Annotated in this window: 18 protein-coding genes and 2 pseudogenes; 6 read left to right on the top strand and 14 right to left on the bottom strand. The window is 59.2% G+C overall.

Annotated features, from left to right (window positions below; all coding sequences use genetic code 11):
* Window positions 1-22: 22 nt before the first annotated feature.
* The 7 genes from ACP8LP_RS00210 to ACP8LP_RS00180 form a co-directional block, all read right to left on the bottom strand.
* On the bottom strand, window positions 23-925 hold the full coding sequence (locus tag ACP8LP_RS00210) for a type II secretion system F family protein (protein ID WP_016666631.1): 903 nt from the start codon (window positions 923-925) through the stop codon (window positions 23-25).
* Window positions 918-1793: a type II secretion system F family protein gene (locus tag ACP8LP_RS00205; RefSeq protein WP_016666630.1), complete on the bottom strand. Its 876-nt coding sequence runs from the start codon at window positions 1791-1793 to the stop codon at window positions 918-920. Before ACP8LP_RS00205 ends, ACP8LP_RS00210 begins: the two co-directional genes overlap by 8 nt.
* Window positions 1784-2980, bottom strand: coding sequence for a TadA family conjugal transfer-associated ATPase (locus ACP8LP_RS00200; RefSeq protein ID WP_171048518.1), 1197 nt, complete (start codon window positions 2978-2980; stop codon window positions 1784-1786). Before ACP8LP_RS00200 ends, ACP8LP_RS00205 begins: the two co-directional genes overlap by 10 nt.
* Window positions 2981-3264: 284 nt before the next feature.
* Entirely contained in the window at window positions 3265-4083 is an 819-nt protein-coding gene (locus tag ACP8LP_RS00195; RefSeq protein ID WP_434285466.1) for a hypothetical protein, read from the bottom strand.
* A complete protein-coding gene (locus tag ACP8LP_RS00190; RefSeq protein ID WP_016666627.1) occupies window positions 4083-4556 on the bottom strand; it encodes an SAF domain-containing protein in 474 nt (157 codons plus the stop codon). Before ACP8LP_RS00190 ends, ACP8LP_RS00195 begins: the two co-directional genes overlap by 1 nt.
* A 497-nt stretch (window positions 4557-5053) precedes the next feature.
* Window positions 5054-5710 carry a hypothetical protein gene (locus ACP8LP_RS00185; protein WP_434285419.1) on the bottom strand — a complete coding sequence of 219 codons (657 nt, stop codon included), beginning with the start codon at window positions 5708-5710 and terminating at the stop codon, window positions 5054-5056.
* 13 nt (window positions 5711-5723) lie between these two features.
* Window positions 5724-6290 (bottom strand): GNAT family N-acetyltransferase, encoded by a 567-nt coding sequence (locus tag ACP8LP_RS00180; protein WP_016666625.1) that lies wholly within the window; start codon window positions 6288-6290, stop codon window positions 5724-5726.
* A 51-nt stretch (window positions 6291-6341) separates the two neighbouring features.
* Between ACP8LP_RS00180 and ACP8LP_RS00175 the strand changes: the two genes are divergently transcribed.
* Window positions 6342-7220, top strand: coding sequence for a patatin-like phospholipase family protein (locus tag ACP8LP_RS00175; protein ID WP_036909894.1), 879 nt, complete (start codon window positions 6342-6344; stop codon window positions 7218-7220).
* On the opposite strand, the gene hisC is transcribed toward ACP8LP_RS00175, so the two are convergent.
* Window positions 7217-8284: a histidinol-phosphate transaminase gene (gene hisC, locus ACP8LP_RS00170; RefSeq protein ID WP_434285422.1), complete on the bottom strand. Its 1068-nt coding sequence runs from the start codon at window positions 8282-8284 to the stop codon at window positions 7217-7219. The two genes, ACP8LP_RS00175 and hisC, sit on opposite strands and share 4 nt — an antisense overlap.
* A gap of 197 nt (window positions 8285-8481) precedes the next feature.
* Here hisC and ACP8LP_RS00165 point away from each other — a divergent pair.
* Together ACP8LP_RS00165 and ACP8LP_RS00160 are read left to right on the top strand one after the other, a co-directional pair.
* Window positions 8482-8956: pseudogene (locus ACP8LP_RS00165) on the top strand (hypothetical protein).
* A complete protein-coding gene (locus ACP8LP_RS00160; protein ID WP_063279444.1) occupies window positions 8950-9684 on the top strand; it encodes a hypothetical protein in 735 nt (244 codons plus the stop codon). Before ACP8LP_RS00165 ends, ACP8LP_RS00160 begins: the two are co-directional and overlap by 7 nt.
* 45 nt (window positions 9685-9729) lie before the next feature.
* Here the strand turns inward: ACP8LP_RS00160 and ACP8LP_RS00155 are convergent, their stop codons facing one another.
* The gene (locus tag ACP8LP_RS00155; RefSeq protein ID WP_279187196.1) at window positions 9730-10770 is read right to left on the bottom strand and encodes a histidinol-phosphate transaminase; all 1041 of its coding nucleotides are present in this window, start codon (window positions 10768-10770) and stop codon (window positions 9730-9732) included.
* A 536-nt stretch (window positions 10771-11306) separates the two neighbouring features.
* Here ACP8LP_RS00155 and ACP8LP_RS00150 point away from each other — a divergent pair.
* Entirely contained in the window at window positions 11307-12065 is a 759-nt protein-coding gene (locus tag ACP8LP_RS00150) for a DeoR/GlpR family DNA-binding transcription regulator (protein WP_036975628.1), read from the top strand.
* A 187-nt stretch (window positions 12066-12252) separates the two neighbouring features.
* Here ACP8LP_RS00150 and ACP8LP_RS00145 read toward each other — a convergent pair whose 3' ends face one another.
* From ACP8LP_RS00145 to ACP8LP_RS00135, 3 genes are all read right to left on the bottom strand, one after another.
* A complete protein-coding gene (locus tag ACP8LP_RS00145) occupies window positions 12253-13005 on the bottom strand; it encodes an amino acid ABC transporter ATP-binding protein (RefSeq protein WP_417033805.1) in 753 nt (250 codons plus the stop codon).
* Window positions 13002-14465 carry an amino acid ABC transporter substrate-binding protein/permease gene (locus ACP8LP_RS00140; protein ID WP_016666619.1) on the bottom strand — a complete coding sequence of 488 codons (1464 nt, stop codon included), beginning with the start codon at window positions 14463-14465 and terminating at the stop codon, window positions 13002-13004. The genes ACP8LP_RS00145 and ACP8LP_RS00140 overlap by 4 nt, the downstream gene beginning before the upstream one ends.
* Before the next feature lie 142 nt (window positions 14466-14607).
* A complete protein-coding gene (locus ACP8LP_RS00135) occupies window positions 14608-14766 on the bottom strand; it encodes a hypothetical protein (protein WP_016666618.1) in 159 nt (52 codons plus the stop codon).
* A 309-nt stretch (window positions 14767-15075) separates the two neighbouring features.
* Here ACP8LP_RS00135 and ACP8LP_RS00130 point away from each other — a divergent pair.
* A pseudogene (locus ACP8LP_RS00130) lies at window positions 15076-15673 on the top strand (hypothetical protein).
* Between the two features lie 551 nt (window positions 15674-16224).
* On the opposite strand, the gene ACP8LP_RS00125 reads toward ACP8LP_RS00130, so the two are convergent.
* Window positions 16225-16407: a hypothetical protein gene (locus ACP8LP_RS00125; protein WP_063279443.1), complete on the bottom strand. Its 183-nt coding sequence runs from the start codon at window positions 16405-16407 to the stop codon at window positions 16225-16227.
* Window positions 16408-16416: 9 nt separating this feature from the next.
* On the bottom strand, window positions 16417-18282 hold the full coding sequence (locus tag ACP8LP_RS00120; protein ID WP_490292921.1) for a BglG family transcription antiterminator: 1866 nt from the start codon (window positions 18280-18282) through the stop codon (window positions 16417-16419).
* A gap of 303 nt (window positions 18283-18585) precedes the next feature.
* Between ACP8LP_RS00120 and ACP8LP_RS00115 the strand changes: the two genes are divergently transcribed.
* Window positions 18586-19644 (top strand): alcohol dehydrogenase catalytic domain-containing protein, encoded by a 1059-nt coding sequence (locus tag ACP8LP_RS00115; RefSeq protein WP_252908573.1) that lies wholly within the window; start codon window positions 18586-18588, stop codon window positions 19642-19644.
* Window positions 19645-19649: the final 5 nt, after the last annotated feature.

Here is a 19649-nt window from a genome sequence, read left to right as displayed (position 1 = left end):
GTGTCGAGGGTGCGAGGCATGGTCATGACGCCACCCCAGCCATGATCAGAAGCGGCGGAGTGATGAGCACCAACCCCAGGACGAGAACCGGAATGACCATCCAGATCGTCAGGGATTCGGAGGTCGTCTGAGCCTCGATCTTTTCCCGGCTGAGATGGGCATCCCTCATTTCGTTGACGCGTGCTCGCAGAGTTCCGGCCAGAGAGGCCCCCTGATCGTCGAGGCGAAGCACCTCGACGAGCTCAGCGAGCTCGGGGAGTCCCAGTTCCTCGGACAGACTCTCCAGGCCAGCCCACGGCGACTGCTGCTCCAATCGGGAACGCTCCAGCGTGGTGCGAATCCGGGCCAGGACAGGGTGATCACTCATCTGTGCGGCCTCGACGAGGGCTCGGGGCGCCGACTGATTTGCCAACCTCGCCAATGTGACGAGGTCGATGTAGACCAGCACCGCTTCGGCAGCATCCTGACGGACTGCCTTGGATCGTGACCTGATCCGGGTGTCAGGAATGAACCATCCAAGAATGGCAAGCACAACCGCCAGTCCAACAGGAGTCACCGGGAGAGCGTCACCCCATATCGCTGTCACGACTCGGGCGAGGACGGGCATCGTCATTCCTCCCACCGCCATGACAGCCTTCTCGGCGACCAAGTCACCGGGAGTCCGGCCCTGCAGCGCGAGGGTTCGACGAGACTTCTCACTGATGAGACGTGGCCACCGTGCCGCAGCGCGTGCTCCCCATCTCTCCAGCCGTCCATCCTCGGAGGCTGGATCGACGACGGCGTCCTGCCGGATAGGCGCGGACAACCCTGCCAGCGCGTCGATCAGCCTCAGGGGAGCACCGCGCCTTCCAGCGATGACGAAGATGGGTGCGGATGCCAGCAGAGCCCCACAGATGGCGGCGAGGGCAAGCGTGGACTCAGTCATGATCGGCCTCCCGCCTCAACAGGATCCGGGCGCGGCGTCGAGGCTTGCTGCGTTGCGACAGAGCGACGAGCCCGACGAGGTACAACCCGGCGTAGCAACACAGCAACACCTGGCCGACGCCGGTACGGTAGGGGGCCAGGTATTCTCGTCCCAGAGCAAGAGCACCAGCCAACACGACGGCGATGATGATGCTGACCTGGCGGACGACCACTCGCGGTTTGGCACGCTCGGCCTGGACTCCTCGGGCTGCCCGAATCCGCTCCTGGAGGGATGCCGCCAGTGCATCGAGGGTGCTGGTGGCCCCTGTTCCCCCTCGTTCTGAAGCCATCATGATCGCGGCAATGACCTGGTCGGCGTCGGCACTGTCCAGGTCGTCAGCAAGTCCTTGAAGGGAAGCCCGGGTGTCCCATCGTGAATCTAGCCGCGCCACCATGCGAGTAAGCGGTTCCACTAGGAGCGCCGGGGCCTGACGCCGCGTCGCCCGGATGGCGTCGATGACGGACTTACCCGTCGACGCGGAACCGCTGACCAGGCGCACCCACCGTTCCAGGGCGCGCATGACGTCGAGGTCGCGCCGGGGCGGATCGGCCAGCAAGGCAGGGACGACGACAGCCAGGATCGGCACGATGAGAATCAGGACTGCCCAACCGGTCACCAGGTAACCGACGGCACCGACACCCAGACCAGTCAGACCATGCACGCGACTGCGGCGGGGCAATCGGGAGAACCAGTTGTCCACCGCTGTCCACAAACTTGTGGATTGCCCTGTGGACAACTGGTGGATGGAGGCTGACCCGATGACGATCATCGTCAGTCCTCCGACCAGGAGAACCCCCAGCAATGCCGCGACCGGTGTGCTCATGCCCATCTCGTCACCTCCGGCTCGTAATGGGAGAGTTCGGCGACAAGGGCAGGATCGGGGTGGAAGACACCGGGGCTCGTGGATGTCGGCGCGGCATAGGTGAGATGGGTGATGGGACGGCCGTTTTCCAGTGCCCCGGTCAATTGCCGGATTTCCGTGACATGACGGGTCCGGGTCCCTCCTCGCCAGGTGTCATCGACCAGGGTGACGTGGACGAGGAAGGTGATGTTGTGAGCGATCTGGCGATAGGCCTCGTCGATCGTCATGACGCCGCCCATGGCAACTCGTCCAGCCAAACGGTCCATAGTCGAGGTCGCGGAATGGGAGTGGGTGGTGCTCATGGTTCCAGCCCCGGCCTGCATCGCCTCGAACATGGCAGCTGCCTCGACGCCACGCACCTCGCCGACGACCAGGCGCGACAGGTTCTGACGCAACGCCTCCGGGATGAGATCAGCAACCGTGAACTCACCGAGGGATCGACCATCCACCTTCTCCCCCAGCCCGACGGTGGCCTGCAGGGCAACCATGTTGTCGCGATCCGGGTTGAGGTGGGTCAGCAACTCGTAATCGGTTTCGAGGGTTCCGAACCGCTCAGTGGGCGGGATCGCGTCGACGAGGGCACGCAACAGGGTCGTCTTGCCGGCTCCCTGGTCTCCTGCAATGACGATGGATCGTCGAGCCAAGACGCCCGCGCGCAACAACACACCTACGTGATGGGGCATCATCCCGCTGGCAACGAGGTCGTCGATCGTCACCCTCGTCAGGGTGTGGTGACGGATGACGACCGACGGTCGGTAGGACAGCCCGAACCCGATGGCGTGCAGGCGGTACTCCGAGCCGAGAGCCACCGTCATGGTGGGATGGGCGTCGTCAAAGGGTCGCGGAGGGTTTGCGGACTCCCCCAGGAAGCGGATCGCCTCCACCAGTTCGTCATCACTGTCGGCAACCGGCGGGCCCGGTTCACGTCGTCCGTCCCCGTACTGGATGAAGACCCGGTCACTGCCGTTGATCTCGATGTTCTCGGCATCCGGGATCTCAAAGAGCGGTTGCAACCGTCCGTACCCGAAGATCGCATCCACGACGGCGCTGGCGTAGGCCTCTTTGGTGGACGTACTCCACAACGCCTGACCCTCGGCTGTCAGTTTCTCGGCATGGGATTCAACCACCTGACGCACAACCGACCGGCCGAGCATCCTCACGTCATCGCCGCTGAGATCAATTCCATTGCGCTCTCGATGCGATGCACGTTCCGAGGAGATACGCTCCGACGCCTTGCGACGCAGCGCGACGACTGTGCTCCAGTCAATGTCGGTCGTCTCAAGTCGCCTCGGCGTGGGTCCAGGAGCCGCAGCTGGAGACGGAGTAACCGATGGGGACATCCGAGACAGCAGACCAGCGAGGTCCTCTCTGCTCTCGATGGTGCCTGCCGGGGTGTCATCGGCGTATCGGCACACCGCCGGAGCGGTCTCGTTGATCGTCATGGCGCCACCCCCACGGCCAATGACGTCGCGGCCCGCGGCCCGTTGATGGTCTCGTTGGAGCGACTGAGCTTGAGTTCCATCGCATCAGCCAGGGTTCGCAGACTCGTGGCATACCGTCCACGAGCCCATCTCCTTCCCGTTGGATCACCATCGGACAGAACGGCCGCAGCCTGAACGTCACGAGTCACTTCTCCCAACACTGGCAGGCCAAATTGGCGTCCGATCTCGCGCGAGCCGTAGGGATGTCCAGGGCCCACGACGACGAGTCCCACAGTTCCGGTGGTGGTCGAGGAGATGGCCTCGACCTCCTTGGATCGCATGGACAGCCCGGCAAGCTGTCGCAGCCGCGATCCCGTCACGATCCCGATGAGTGAGGAGCGAGAAATGAGGCTCTCGGGTAAGGCTTCCGGACCCAACCGCCCACCGTCGACAATGACGTCAACCCCAGCCCGACCGAGATCGATCATGGCGCTGACAAGGCCTGGCCACGCAGCACCCATGAGAGAAGCCTGCCCAGGGTGCCCGTAACCGCTGATGAGCCCGACCATCTTGTTGTCGTCATCGTGAGGAAGCGGGATGATCTCCTCCCACATCGCCTGCACTGGATCAGCACCGTCACGACAGGCTGCGGCCAATCCGATCAGCCCGGCCCGCGGTGGAATGCGACCAGCGAGAAATCCTGATTCGATGGCGCGGCCTGGGCACGGGTCAGCATCGATGAGGATGACGTCGCGTGGCCAGCTCAACGCCAAACCAAGAGCGGTCGTCGTCAGCCCTGGGGCTCCCCCAGGGCTGGTGAGCAGGAGCATCGCCATCATCGTCCCCTCTCGACCAGGGCAATGCGGTCCAACGAGGCCAGGTCAGCGAGCCGGGCCGCATTGCCGGAATCCACCTCGACGTCGACCAGCCAGCCCCCATGGTCGTTGGTGCCTTTGGGGGCTGCGACAACGACGGCGTCGAAGGTTGAGAGTTGGGATGCGGTCTCCGATGCCTTGTCAGAGCTGGTTTCCACCAAGGTCACGCGCGCTCCCGCGGGAAGGGAGACGGTGGGTAATCGTCCGGCAGCCAGCTTCAGCCCAATTCGAGAACGCCCCGGTGCCACCCGAAGCGCGCCGACTGAGTGGGATCCGAGCAGCTGACCGGCTGAGAGATCGACGAGGGCATGGCGGCCGACTATCTCGTCGAGCTGAGATGCCGGGATGGTCGTCACCGCCCTGTCGACGGCCACGGATGTCAGACCGACATCGGTATTGCGGACGATCTCGCCCTGCCCCACTGCCCGCGTCATGACGAGAACCTGGTCTGTGTGGGACGCGCTGTGCCAGGCAAATGCTCCGCCCAGGCCGCCCAGGCAAGCGCAGAGCACGCCGATGGCGATGAGACGGGGCGAGCGACGTAGCCGGGGTACCGGCGTCGCTATGTGTGCAGGAGTCGTCGCGGACATGGCCGTGAAGTTATGGGCGCGCCTCGATCCCCCTCAAGAGACACACAGCACATCTGTGGACAACTTTTTTGGGGGTGTTCCAGATCACATCACCCACGAACGTTATCCACAGTTGTCCACAGCTACTGTGGACAGTCCTGTGCACAACGCACCGCCCACCACGAGATGATCGCCCCAATGACATTCCCACCAAGTGGACTCAGCACAAGGCGTCCGGATCAAATGTGTCATTCGTTCTTCCGGGCTCCTCGAGAATTCGTCCACTCTCCTCGCTGAGGCTCTGCCACGGATCTTCGACACCCGACAGAACCGTCACACTCAGCACTCCCGGGAGCGTCATCTCACGTCAAATGCACCTGACCGGTGAGGGTCCATCCCAACCCCGGATCCACGGCCCCTGCCGAGTCGCACACCACGATTTTGGCCGTCACATCGAGTTGCTCAGCAGTCTCGTAGGGATAGTTCGCTCCGACCATGAAGGATTCACCGGGCTCCAGCACATATGGAGGCCGTGCAGTACCACGAGCAAAAGGGGTCGTCACGACATGGTGGGCAGCATCGGCCTGAGGAGCCGGCACCGAAACCAACGGCTGACGCCAACTCCAGTCCGGGTAGCGCGCGGAAATTGTCACCGTTCCCAAACCTAGGTTGAGGGGCGCCGTTGACACATTCGTCACGATGTAGCGCACCAGCACGATGGGAGATCCCTTGCGCACTACCGGAGTGCCATCCTGCGGATCCACCATGACAGAGTCTGCCGGGGATTTCGCTATACCCGCTTGGTCGACCTCGATGCGAATACGGTCATCACCAAAGTGCCCGAGCTTCTTGCCAGATCTCGTCACTGGAACAGCCCATGCCGGCTGTGTCTGGGCACCCTTCGGGGTTTCACGTGAAACCGTCGGGGTTGGCTGCGGCTCAGTCAGAGGGGCGAGGGCGCTGCACCCTGACACAAGCGCACAGGTCAGCACCACGCACGTGACCACGCCGAGGCGCATCCACTCACCTCCATCACAAGTCATCGCGTAGCAAGGCCATCGTCACCGAGTCCCAGCGACTCCCCTGCCACGATCGTGCCTGCGGTATCCTGCCACATTCTCGATATCCCACAGCATTGGCACAATGAATCATTCTGCCATTGCCGCTCCACGTCGTCAGCGTCACGACGTGAGCATCAGTGGTCGAGAAGGTCGATTCAGTCCACAAACGCAAGGCTTGACGCCCCACGCCATACCCCCAGATGGTCGGTCTAAACAAGACGATCCCAACCTCCCACCAGCCTCCGCCAGCCGGTGGCTCCTCGAACCGGGAGACGAATCCGACACGGTCTCCGCCGACGGTAACGACGGCGCGGTGACCGCTCATCAGCCCCAGACGCCACTCCTCAGCAAACTCCGCGAAGCTGCAATCATCGTCGGAGCCAAAGTAGGGGCCGTCCCACTGTTTCCACTCCGGAGCGACCACCTCGACGTTCCAATGCCACAGCCATTCCAGGTCGTCCTCGACGAGGGGGCGGATGCCGACCTTCCCTCCCTGTTCAAGATGGTCGCAAGGAGAAATGTCGCGTGGTGGGGTCACGTCTCCATTTTGCCTGCCCTTGACAACTCTCGACGTGGCAGGCTGGAACCTATGACGACTCCTATTAACGGTACAGCTCTAGTCCTAGAGGGAGGTGGCATGCGCGCCGCCTATACCAGCGCCGTCGTCGTTAAGCTGCTTGCACTGGGGTGGGAGTTCCCGCACGTCTCCGGCATCTCCGCTGGCTCCAGTCTCACCGCGAACTACATCTCCCGCGATCCCGAACGAACTCGCCTGAGCTTCACTGACTTCGCCGCGGACCCGCGATTCGGAAATGTCGGTACCTGGTTAGCGGGACGTGGATACTTCCACGCCGAGTACATCTACCAGCGCACCGCCGGGCCCCACCAGGCCCTCCCGTTCGACTTCGATACCTTCTGCGCCTCACGCCAAACCTTACGTATTGGCGCCACTCGTACCAGCGACGGCAAGCCGGAATGGTTCACCCGCAAGGACATCACAACACTAGATGACCTCATGGTGCGGGTACGGGCGTCCTCAACGATGCCCGGGCTCATGCCCCCGGTAACCATCAATGGCATCGAGTACGTCGACGGAGCTTTAGGGGACACCGGTGGTATCCCCATCGACGGCGCCCGGCTCGACGGCTACGACCGGTTCTTTGTGGTCTGCACTCGTACCCGTGATTACGTCAAAGATGAGGTCAAACACCCTCAGGCGCTTCGGCGGTTGTTCCGACGCCGCCCTGCCGTCGCTGAAGCAGCCATTACCCGTCCCGCCAAATACAACGCCACTCGCGAGATGTTGCGCGATCTCGAGTCAGACGGGAAGGCCTACGTCTTCTACCCACACGACGTACCCGTCACCAATAGGGAAAAGAACGTCACTAAGTTGCGTCGGGCCTATGCTCTGGGGATGGCCCAGGTGAATGCTGAGCTGCCCCGGTGGCGAGACTTCCTGGGCGTCTAGACCTCGGCGATCGCCTGCGAGAGTGCCTCGATCGCTCGATCATTCTCCTCGGGCAACCCGATCGACAAGCGAATTCCCTCGCCACTCCAACACCGCGCGAAGACACCCCGGGATATCAGAGCCTCGTCAATCCGGTCGGTGTCGTCCCCTGTTGCCAGCCACAGGAAGTTCGCGTGGGAGGGGCTGATCCTCCACCCCTGCTCGACCAGCGCATCGAAAACCCTGGTGCGTTCGGCGATGATCTGCTGGATCCTCTCGTCGAGCTGGTCCTCGACGGCCAGCGACGCGACCGCAGCTTGCTGAGCGAGAGAGGTCACCGTGAACGGGGTGGCGACGCGACGCAGGTCTTCGCTGATCTCGGGACTGGAGATGGCGAAACCAATGCGCAGGCCCGCCAGCCCGTAGGCCTTGGAGAAGGTCCGCAGCACGACGACGTTCGGGTGGTGCTCGAGAAGGCCGATCCCGTCGACGGCACCTTCCTCCTTGTTGAAGTGGCAGTAGGCCTCATCTATGACAACGACGACCTCCTCGGGCACCTTGACCAGAAACTCCTCCACCTCGTCGGTGTGCAGGACCGTCCCGGTCGGGTTGTTGGGGGTGCACAGGAAGATGAGCCGGGTGCGGTCGGTGATCGCGGCGGACATCGCGTCGAGGTCGTGACGCAGATCCTCCGTCAACGGCACTGGGACCGGAGTGGCCCCGGCGACTTGAGTCAGGATCGGGTAGGCCTCGAAGGAACGCCAGGGGAAGATGATCTCGTCACCGGTGCTGGCCAAGGCATGCATGAGTTGGCTGGCGACCTCGGTCGACCCGGCCCCGAGGGCCACCTGGCGCATGTCGACGCCGACGTGCTCGGCGATGGCCGAGCGCACCTCCTCAGCGCTTATCGACGGGTAACGGTTGAACCCGGCGAGCATCCGAGTGACGGCCTCGACGACGCTCGGCAACGGCCCAAAGGGGTTCTCGTTGGACGACAACTTCACAGCGTCCGAACCGGGAATGATGCCCTGCTGGTAAAGGGGAAGCCCTCGCACGACGTCGCGTCGGGTCACATCCTTGGCCATGTCATCCTCCAATCGATGTTGTCGGAACTCTCTCACACGCCTACGACAATCGCTGTCACGATGCTCTACCACATCTGGCACAGACCAGCCACGCTTTACTTGGCCCCGATCCTTCGTCCGACTCCCTCGGGTGAGATAAGTTGCTTATGTATCAAAAATCCGCTGCAGCCCTGCTGGCACTGACGCTTGCCTTAGCAGTGCCTGCTACCGCATCCGCCTCCCCCAACCACATCTTCCATCCCCACTGCTAGTGGCAACAGTGACTTGAGACCCGAACAGGGTTCCGCCAAAGTCGCATCCAAAGCCGCTCCCTTCATATCGAAAATAGACAATCCTCACTATTCATCCAGTCATGCTGGAAGTGTCAATGTCCATGGATGGTGGCTAGATGATCATGGCAACTTCAGCGGAATGAAGGCCCGAGTTACGGTTTACCTGTGGGCAAAAAAGGGGTCACAGTGGGTCCAAGTGAACAAGATTCCTAGCAAGAAGAATCCGGTGACTGTCTATGCCGGTGGAGGCAGCGGCAGACGAGCCTCAGGATCAGTATCCTGTCGCAGCCACACACCTACATGGTATCATGGTCAGGTCGATGTAGACATTATTGGCGCCATCGCCACACCCAACCGACCCAACTCACAAGACGTGAAATTAAACTGCCGACCATGGTAAAAGAACAACCCTCATGCATCATCGGCAACGTAGCCATCAGCACCACGCTCCACCTCGCACCCAATGACATCGGAGCATTCACCGACACCGATGAACTACGCATCCTCATGGAATCAGCCCGATCCCACGGCTACTTCAGCCCACCCCCACTAGAAAACCGGGAATACCTCATAGAAGAACCCATCGGAGTAGTCGTATCCGACACCAGCCAACCCGAATACCTCACCCTACGCCTAGACTGCCACCCTGAACACCACATCATCGGACGACCCGGCATAAAAATCATGCTCGTCCTCGCCGACGCCCTCCGACTCATAGGGTTATCCACCCCCCAAAGCATCGACGTCGAATGCGTCTATTTCAACCCCCACGACTGGGACCTCCTCAACCCAGACCCCGATGACCACATGCACATGATCGGGACCCTCAGCAACGAGATCTGCCGGTGGATGTCTCCCCACCTCACCCACACCTGGCACGCCACCACCACAAACCCCAACCTCGACCCTCAACTCACACAAAACACCATCAACCGCTGGTTCCCACCAGACTTCGAATACCCCTGGCTAGGACACACACCCCAAGCCCACCAAGAAACCCTCACCTGGCACATGCCTGACGACATCGCAGCCCTAGGCTGGCTATTTGACCTCATCACCCTCCTCCAAGGCCAACCACCACAACACATCCACGCAACCCCAGGAAAACAAAAAATCCGACCATGGTGAACCCATCACAGCTGAGCTGCCCCGGTGGCGAGACTTCCTGGGCGTCTAAACCTCGGTGATCGCCTGCGAGAGTGCCTCGATCGCTCGATCATTCTCCATGGGAGACCCGATCGACAGACGAATACCCTCGCCACTCCAACACCGCGCGAAGACACCCCGGGACGTCAACACTCCGTCGATCCGCTCGGTATCGTCGCCGGTGGCAAGCCAGAAGAAGTTCGCCTGGGAGGGCCGGACTGGCCACCCTTGACGGGTAAGTTCAGCGAAGATCCTGGTGCGCTCAGTCACGATCTGCTGGACCCTCTTATTGAGCTCGTCCTCAACGGCTAGGGACGCAATGGCGGCCTGTTGGGCTAGCGAGGTCACCGTAAACGGGGTGGCGACGCGACGCAGGTCGTCAGTAATGTCGGTGCTAGCGATGGCAAATCCGATACGCAGCCCAGCCAGCCCGTAGGCCTTAGAGAAGGTGCGCAGTACGACGACATTGGGGTAGTCATCAAGAAGGGCAAACCCATCAACGGCGGCGTCGTCACGGTTGAAATGGCAATAGGCCTCATCCATGACGACGACCACATCTTCAGGCACCTGCGTGAGGAACTGTTTCACCTCGTCCATGTGGAGGACGGTTCCGGTGGGATTGTTGGGGGTACACAGGAAAATCACGCGGGTGCGGTCGGTGATCGCGGCGACCATAGCGTCAAGGTCGTGGCTCAAATCGGGGGTTAATGGGACTGGAACAGGTGTGGCTCCGGCGACCTGAGTGAGAATCGGGTACGCCTCGAAAGACCGCCACGGGAAAATAATCTCGTCACCGTCACTCGCCCGGGCATGCATGAGCTGTCCGGCGACCTCAGTGGAGCCTGCCCCCACAGCAACTTGACGCATGTCGACGCCGAAATGGTCTGCGATAGCAGAACGCATTGAGAGCGGCGGATACTTGGAGCAGGCGCGATCTAAAGCAGCAGCACAACGGATTGCGAAGGGGTCATCCGACGCCACTCGACGCCTGTTCTCCAATGCTCGAACAGTAATGTGGGCATAGCCAGCGTCTCCACTGCGCAGGTGATGTGACCCGGCAAGCTCCATGGCGGTTCGCGTGAGAGCGCTCACAGTCTCTGCCGCATCTGGCGGGGGCATCATGACAATGCTGAGGGGCCATCGAGGCGCGCCGTCGCGCGGAGGAGGTTCACACGTGTGTTCTCCTGCTAGTACAGCGCGTTCACCAAAAGACTGAAGGGTTTCACTATCCATCGTGGGATGCCGATCTGGGGGAGTGTAGGCGAAATGTATGAGCAAGTACCCGATGTACATCACAAAGGCTGATGCACACTATGTCAGCACGGTGCGTCCGCCCACCGCTACGACGACAACCCCGGCGGCTCGTGCGGCCGCAAGAGCAGTCCATCGCCACGGCCTCAGCAGGTTGACGCCGCACGCTCGTGCAGCCCGAAGGTAACCATTGGGTGCCGGTTTACCGAACGGCACATTTCCAAGAGTGACCAACTTAGGTGGGTTAAATCCAGCAACTGAGAGACGAGCGTCGAACAAGATCGCGCCGACACCGGCCAAAATGGGCTGCCTTAGATGACTCATGTCACCAGCATTCATGATGAAATCATCATGTGCAACGATTACTTCGTCAACGAATGATCATCCGGGCGTTGGGACCAGCTCCAATCTCCGTGGACTCCCTGGTCGACCTCACGGGAGCTTCTCCCGCAACGATCCGCCGTGACCTGACGGATCTAGAAGGGCACGGCCAACTGCGCAAAGTGCATGGTGGCGCTGTATCGGTAAATCTTCGTGGGGCTCCACTTCCATATCATCTGCGCGCAGCCGAAAATGCAGATGCCAAAGTTGCGATCGCCAAAGTGATCAATGACCTGGTCGTGGACGATATGGCGATCATCCTCGACAACGGTTCAACAATGGCGATCATCGCTGAAGCCTTACGTAATCGCCCCATTACTGCATTGTGTCTGTCTCTTCGTTCAGCATTGCCGCTAGCTGATGCTGGAACCGCCACCGTCGTCACCCCTGGCGGAACCGTCATGCCCGAAACCTTTCGCTACGAAGCTACCGCCTGCCTACAAGCCCTTCACGATTTCCGAGCTGACATGGCAATCGTGGGTACCTGTGCAGCCGCTGCAGCCCATGGCTTGACTGTCACCACCTATGAGGACGCTCAGATCAAACGCTCCATCCTCGCAACCTCGTCTCGCGTGACCCTTGCTGCCACGGGCGAGAAACTCACCCGCACCTCCAGTTTCCGGTTCGGGAACATCGAGGATGTTGATGATCTCGTCACGACATCCGAGGCACCCGACACAACAGTGGAGACCTTCCGGCAGGCTGGAACCAGCATCCACATTGCCGACTGATTCACCGCGCAACACCACAACCGACTTGAACGCGCCGTCAGCAATGACGGTAGTGGATTTTCGGTTTCCACCTTCGTCAGCAACCACCGGCGATGGCAGCACCGACGATCACAACCCCATTCGCCACACGGCGGCATGAGACGACAAGTGGCGGCGCCCCACGGACGCCGCCACCATCTGTTTAGCCTCAAAGAACTTTCGAAAGGAAGTTCTTCGTTCTTTCATTCTGCGGGTTAGAGAGCACCTCGACGGGATCTCCTTCCTCCACCAGGTACCCGTCAGACATGAACATCAGCCGATCAGCCACCTCACGAGCGAATCCCATCTCGTGGGTGACGACGATCATCGTCATACCTCCCACGGCAAGGTCCCTCATGACGTCCAGGACCTCACCGACCATCTCCGGGTCAAGGGCCGACGTCGGCTCATCAAAGAGCATGACGTCGGGATCCATGGCCAGGGCACGCGCAATCGCAACGCGCTGCTTCTGACCACCCGATAGCTGAGAGGGCCGGGCGTCGGCCTTATCGGCCATGTGCACCCGCTCCAGCATCCGATGGGCGCGCTCAGCAGCCTCTTTCTTGTTGGTCTTCTTGAGCTGCACCGGGGCCAGCATGATGTTCTCGGCGACGGTCATGTTCGGGAACAGGTTGAAGTGCTGGAAGACCATTCCCACCTTCTGACGCACCTTGTTGATGTCGGTGTCCTTGGCGGTGAGGTCCTGTCCCTCGACCTTGACGGTGCCGCTCGTCACCTCCTCAAGCAGGTTAAGGCAGCGCAGGAAGGTTGACTTTCCGGACCCGGAGGGGCCGATGATGGACAGCACCTCACCCTTGGTGATGGTGGCGGAGATGCCCTTGAGCACCTCCAGCTCCCCGAAGGACTTGCGCAGGTCGACGACCTCGATCATGGGGCCGTCATAGGCAGTTGCGGTGGTCACTTGTTCACCTTTCTGTCGACGAAGTTCGACAGCTTCGTCAGGGCGAAGATGACGATGAAGTAGATGATGCCGACCATCAGCCAGATGTCGAAGGACCGGAAGTTCCGGGCGATGATCTGCTGACCCTGATACGTGAGCTCGGCGAATCCAATGACAGCCAGCAGGGAGGTGTCCTTGAGGCTGATGACGAACTGGTTGATGACGGCCGGGGTGCTGATCTTGACCGCCTGCGGAACGATGACCTTGCGCATCGACTGCATCCAGTTCAGGCCCAGGGACCGGGATGCCTCCATCTGCCCAGGATCAACGGACTGGATGCCGCCGCGAACGATCTCGGTCATGTAGGCACCAGCGTTGAGGGACAGGGTCAGGACGCCGGCCGTCAGCACGCCGATCTTGATCCCGGTCACCGTAGGTAGACCGAAGTAGAAGAAGAAGGCCTGGACCAACAACGGTGTCCCTCGGAAGATGTCGACGTAGATGGCCGCGATGGCCTTGAGAATCCCGATGCCGGACACCTTGCAGAACCCGAAGACGACGCCAAGGATCGACGCGAACAGCAAGCTCAGCGCGGTGGCGGCCAGGGTCATTCCCAGGCCCTTCATGAGGGCGGGGAAGCTGCTCACGAAGAGTTGCCAGAAGGATTGATCGGCCTCGGAGTCGGAGGCCTTGAGGTACTTGTCGACGATCTTGTCGTAGGTGCCATCAGCCTTGACGTCTGCCAACCCCTTGTTGAAGGCATCTTTGAGGGCGGCATTGTTGCCCTTGAGGACCGCGAAACCGTAGGACCCGCCAGCCACCTTGGGCGTAACGGTCTTGAGGCCATTGCCCTGGGCGATGCCGTAGGCCAGTACCGGGTAGTCGTCGAAGACAGCCGCTGCATTACCGGTCTGCACCTCGGAGTACATGGTGTCGGCCTTGTCCAGGGCCTTGACGGTGAATCCGTACTTCTTCGAGATGGACTTGGCGTAGGCCAAGCCCTCGGCGCCGGTCTTACCGACCACGGTCTTGCCCTTGAGGCCCTCGTATCCGGAAATGTCGGAATCCTTCTTGACGGCCATCTGCACGCCGGACTGGAAGTACGGATCCGAGAAGTCGAAGATCTTCTTGCGCTCGTCGGTGATCGTCATTCCCGAGAGCACAGCGTCGGCCTGTTTCGCCTGAACCGCTTGGAGGGCGGCGTCGAAGCCAATCGCCTTGATGTCAACCTTGAATCCCTCACGGGTCGCAATCTCATGGATGAGGTCCATGTCGATACCGACCATCTCACCGGAGGCGTCACGATACTCAAACGGTGCGAAGGTGGTGTCAGTGGCAATGATGAAGGTCTTGCCCTTGACCGACGAGGAGTCGTCGGCATGTGCCTGGGCCATTCCGGGGCCCACAAGGGTCACCAGGCCCACGAAGGCAGCCACGATGACACTCATGAGACGTCTGACCCGCTGTGACACGTGAATCATGCGGTTTCTCCCAACTTGACGCCGCTGTGGCGTCATGGCGGGCATGGTAAATGATGCCGGGAGCTTTCCCCCATTCGTCCCACAAGGCGCACCCGCCCGGGAAAACCCGAGCGGGTGTGTCTTCGCCCATTCCGACGGCTGATCAGGCGAGCTCGTGGTGGTGCAGGTTCTTGCCCTTCGTCTCGGGCAGGGTGAGCACTGTCAGGGCCGAGATCACCAGCAGGATGATGACGTAGACGACGAACCTGTTCGGAGTCTTGGCCCAGGCCGACATGATGTAGGGAGCGGTACCGCCGAACACCGCGATGAGCAAATTTATCTTGCACTCGAATTTGGGGCGACAAGAAGGTAGAAATAGCGATTTCAAAGAAATAAAGGACCGAGTTACGGTTTATCTGTGGGTCAAAAGGGGCCACAGTGGATCCAAGTGGACAAGATTCCTAAGAAGAATCCAGCGATCGTCGATACTGGAAGAGATATTGGCAGGATCGGTATCCTGTGACAACCAAACACATGCATGGTTTTACGGCCAAGTTGACGTGGACATTATTGGCGCAATCGGCACACCCAATCGACCCAACTCACAAGACCTGATATTAAACTTCCGACCATGGTAAAAGAACAACGCTCATGCATCATCGGCAACGTAGCCATCAGCACAACGCTCCACCGCGCACCCAACAACATCGGAGCATTCACTGACACCGATTAACTACGAGTCCTCATGGAATCAGCTCGATCTCCCGGATACTTCTGCCAACGCCAGTTAGAAGACCGGGAATATTTCATAGAAGAACCCATCGGGGTAGCTGAATCCGACACAAGCCAAACGGAATACCTCACTCTGTGCCTAGATTCCTATCCTGAACGTCACCTCATCGGAAGACCTGGCATGAAAACCATGCTCGTCCTCGCCGACGCCCTTCGGCTCATAGGGTTATCCACTCCCCAAAGCATCGACGTCGAATGCGTCTACTTCAACCCCCACTACTGGGATCTCCTCAATCCAGACCCCGACACACATGGATATGACACGGCCCCTCAGCACCGACATCTGCCGGTGGATATCTCCCCCTCACCCACACCTGGCACATGCCCGACGACATCACAGCCCTAGGCTGACTATTTGACCTCATCACCCTCTTCCAAAGACAACCACCACAACACATCCACGCCGCCCCGGCGAACGAAGAATCCGACCATGGTGAATCCATCACACATACCGAGATCGTCATTGAGGGAGTTTTCTAACCCGATACCCAGATTCTCCCTCTGCTGGGTTCATTAAATTTTCGGATGCGATCACAGTCTGACGGTCTCTCACATACTTGGCACGCCCGGATAAGGCCCGCCTACCTATGGATTCTGCACGTCAGGGCACTATGAAAGCCAACGCAGTAATTGCCAACTGCCCAGCGACGATAGCAGCCAAGATTGTCGAAAATAGGAATATTCCCTCCATCCACAGCGTCAGTAAGAACCACCCGAAGTGATGAAATACGAGGCCCGATACGTATCCGACGCAGGTAGCAACACGCCACATACATAATTGAAACTTCAGCGCGATCAGCGTGCGCCAAGGCGCCCACCCAGCCGAGCGCCACCGAGTGCACGATGACAAGCCCGCAGGTGAATATCACCACGCCGGTGAGGGTGACCGACAGGTAAGTGCTGATGACCATTGGTAGGCCTATGAAGATCAACACGGCTCCACCAAGGATCGTGCGTAAGCTCTCCACCGCGTGACGATCGTGCCGGCTCAGGCTGAGGCGACGGCGCCAAAGAAACACGGCAAGAAGATGACACCGACTCCCAATTGGGAGAGGTCAAGGGGGAGGCCGTCAGGACCGTGCAGGCCAGGACGCCCCTTCTTCGACCCCTCGGGTAGCACTCCGAATGCTGCCTCTTCCTCGGCGGTACTCGCCCAACCCTTGTCACTCACCCAGCGGCATCACATAGATACTTGCTTGTCAAGAAATTTCATGAATTCATGATACGACGAAATTGACCGTAATTCTGTGAACAATTCCTGATCGTAAAGGACACGGATCAACGGCTGATAGAACCTCACGAAATCATCATAGTCCCCCTCATTAATAGCAAGCAGGAGAACCAAACTAACATCCGACGCCTCCCAATCGATCGGAGTTGACGGTATGAGGATCGCGATCTTGGTCTCATACGCCAGGAAGTCCATCGCGTGTGGGACCGCGAACCTTCGGAAGAAGACCGTGGATGAGTACCCTTCTCTCAGAAAAACACTTTCCCTGAAGCCGTCGGGAACAATACCATTCCTCTCCATTGCTTCACACATGAAGTCGAGAGTTTCACGCCATGAATCGAAGGATCCCCCAGTGAAAAATAATGTGGGATCGAGAAAGCGTTTCATTGCGCTGGCAGTGGCAACCCGCGACTTCTTCTCACTGGCCCTCAAGAGTGCAGAATCGATCGCCGACAGATCGAGATCCGACATCAACGCACTAATGGGAACACAGGTATGACGGTGCGACGGTTCCTCTGTCGTCGATAGCACGATGTCGCAATCATAGATATCTGCTTCCGCGACAGATGAAACGATGTCCACAATTCTCATCCGATCCGAGAAATGGTCGACCAATCCGGCCAATAAAAGATCACGGAGCGCCCGGTAACGCGGACAGACCACCACTGCCGTAACCAAACTCGGATTCGGCGCAGGTTCGGAATAAAGTCCGATGTAGACAGCCAAAAGTCCAATCTCGTCATCCGTGAAGAAAATTCCCAACAGCCTCGAAAGCTTGTCAGCCAAGTACACGGCGGCGTCATAGAGGAATGGTGACCGTGATCTCAATGACTCACGCAGAGTATTGCGAAAATAGGGCATTGAAGGAGCATGAGCCATGAGTCGTTCAACATGTTTCGAAACACTGCCGTACAGCTCCTCTTTCGCGATGACCAACCCGAAGTGTTCAACCGTGTCATCCAGGCACCTGCTCACCGTCAAGCAAGTGTCACAGGAATCAGAGTGATGATCAGGTTCGCCATGACCAAGTCCGAGGGTCGCACCAATGATCGACCTCAGGTAGGCGTCATCAGCGGATGACAGTGGCCGATCAGGGTACAACTTCCGCAATCCAACCAGAAACTGATCGCACAACATCTCAGATTGGTTACTCATCACCAGATCTGTCGCCGCGTCGTCCTCGATCGGAAAATTGTACCGTTGTACACATATTGCGATGTTCACGACCATGTTACTGAGTCGTATGTCGTCAATTTCCAAGTAGTGATCACGCAATGTTTCGACGACCAAGCTCTCGATATCCCCCAGTCTGACATCTGGCAGATACCTGGCCACTCTGTCATTCTGGCCAACAACAGCGTCCATGGCCGTATTCACGAGGCTTCCCAAGAAATTACGGAAATGAACCTCGTCACCATCCAGATGAATCGTCGAACCCTTCACTGACAGGTGCAACGAATGGTCTTCGAATTGTGGTTTCAAACGTTTCAGCGACGCTTTTATGACAGACTCGCTGAGATAGCAATCACGCATGACGTCATAGATCGTGGTGTCGGAAGTGCTGAGCAGATACAGGAGTATCCGTTCGTGGTGTTCGAGCTGAGTTGAAAACTCTGAGTTCCTTGCAACGACCTCGGCGTACACGGATCGTTCCACCGAATATCCGTTCGTCGTTGATTCAATAATATTTTCTCGACTAATGCCATTGATCCGCGCAATATCGTATCTGAGCGTCCTCGTACTGACACCAAGGAGCCCTGCGAGGTCTGTACCTTTCATGGAGTGATCGACCTCGCTGAGCAGCTGCAGCAACAAGGCCTGCCGCTGTGAAAAACAGAATCAACAGAAAACACCTGACATCGACGTATCATCACTGGAACGACACATTATGTCATATATCCTTGTTCGGTGAAATTCGAGTTTTGCCGCGGCACTGGCAATGAAGAGTTTCCCGCTGAACGGCAACAAATCTGATCCGCGCTCCTGGAACCGATGGGGCATGAAATGCTCGTCAACCTCAACCATCATTGTCGTCCAGGAAGGGTCATCGCTGACCCCGTGCCGAGGATGAAAACGGCACCACCACATCGCACCGCGGCGAAGACAGGAGGTTACTCAATGGCCGAGATGATGAACGCTGCACTGATGTATGGACCTGGCGACATCCGCGTCGAGCCGGTGCCGAAACCCACGTGCCCACCCGGCGGGTTCGTTCTGAGGGTCGATGCAGTAGGACTGTGTGGTTCAGACGTCCGCAACCTCACGACGGACTCTAGGAAGGGCGACTACCCCTTCATCTATGGGCACGAGGTCGTGGGTACAGTGTGCGAAACTGCCGACGGCGTGGACGGATACGAGGTCGGCGACAGACTCTACGTCTACCCCGAGGCACACTGTCTAAAATGCGAGTACTGCCGCTCGGGGCTGAGCAACCTGTGCACGGACGTCGAACACTATGTGGATCGCCCCGGTGGTTTCGCGGAGTACATCTCATACACCAACAGGCGTGTCGAACGCGGTGCCACATTCCGGGTACCCGAGGGAATTTCTCCGGTCCGTGCCAGCTTGGCCGAGCCCCTGTCGTCGGCATATTCGTGTGTGGAGAGCATCAACGTCAGGCTCGGGGACACCGTTGCAATCTTGGGAGCTGGCCCCGTCGGCATATTCCTGTCCATTCTGAGCAAGTTGCGCGGAGCATCGCGAATCATCCTGATCGACATCAACAAGAACCGTCTAACTCGTGGCCTTGATTTCGGAGTCGACACGATCATCGACTCCAGCGATGTTGATCCGATCGGGGCCGTCCGGGATCTCACGCATGGATTGGGTGCGGACAAAGCCATCTCTGCGAATCCGACTACCCTCGGCCAACAACAAGCCGTCGCTATGACTCGTCCTGGCGGAATCGCTGTCTTCTTCGGTGGTGTCCCCAAGGGGACTTGCGTCAGTCTTGATTCAAACTCCGTTCATTACAAGGGCATGTGGATCTACGGTCACTACGGAGCGACGAGTACTCAGGTCCAAAAGGCGTTCGAACTCGCCATTGACGACAAATTCCCTGCCGAAAAGGTCATCACCAACGTCTTGCCCCTGAGCAGCATCAACGACGCAATCGAACTCACCCGTACCGGCGAGGCCCTGAAGGTGGTCCTCGTACCCGATGGAAAGGATAAGTGACAACC

Source organism: Cutibacterium sp. LaCa_89 (assembly GCF_058177555.1).
Note: the sequence above shows the minus strand (reverse complement) of the source record. Positions and strands in the feature narration are given on the sequence as shown.

Coding starts and splice junctions, on each gene's coding strand:
- ACP8LP_RS00195 (WP_434285466.1), bottom strand. CDS start 4,083: ATGGCGATGCTCCTGCTCACCAGCCCTGGGGGAGCCCCAGGGCTGACG.
- ACP8LP_RS00190 (WP_016666627.1), bottom strand. CDS start 4,556: ATGACGCGGGCAGTGGGGCAGGGCGAGATCGTCCGCAATACCGATGTC.
- ACP8LP_RS00185 (WP_434285419.1), bottom strand. CDS start 5,710: ATGCGCCTCGGCGTGGTCACGTGCGTGGTGCTGACCTGTGCGCTTGTG.
- ACP8LP_RS00210 (WP_016666631.1), bottom strand. CDS start 925: ATGACTGAGTCCACGCTTGCCCTCGCCGCCATCTGTGGGGCTCTGCTG.
- hisC (WP_434285422.1), bottom strand. CDS start 8,284: ATGGCCAAGGATGTGACCCGACGCGACGTCGTGCGAGGGCTTCCCCTT.
- ACP8LP_RS00140 (WP_016666619.1), bottom strand. CDS start 14,465: ATGATTCACGTGTCACAGCGGGTCAGACGTCTCATGAGTGTCATCGTG.
- ACP8LP_RS00160 (WP_063279444.1), top strand. CDS start 8,950: ATGGTAAAAGAACAACCCTCATGCATCATCGGCAACGTAGCCATCAGC.
- ACP8LP_RS00115 (WP_252908573.1), top strand. CDS start 18,586: ATGGCCGAGATGATGAACGCTGCACTGATGTATGGACCTGGCGACATC.
- ACP8LP_RS00205 (WP_016666630.1), bottom strand. CDS start 1,793: ATGGGCATGAGCACACCGGTCGCGGCATTGCTGGGGGTTCTCCTGGTC.
- ACP8LP_RS00155 (WP_279187196.1), bottom strand. CDS start 10,770: ATGGAGCTTGCCGGGTCACATCACCTGCGCAGTGGAGACGCTGGCTAT.
- ACP8LP_RS00200 (WP_171048518.1), bottom strand. CDS start 2,980: ATGCTCGGCCGGTCGGTTGTGCGTCAGGTGGTTGAATCCCATGCCGAG.
- ACP8LP_RS00175 (WP_036909894.1), top strand. CDS start 6,342: ATGACGACTCCTATTAACGGTACAGCTCTAGTCCTAGAGGGAGGTGGC.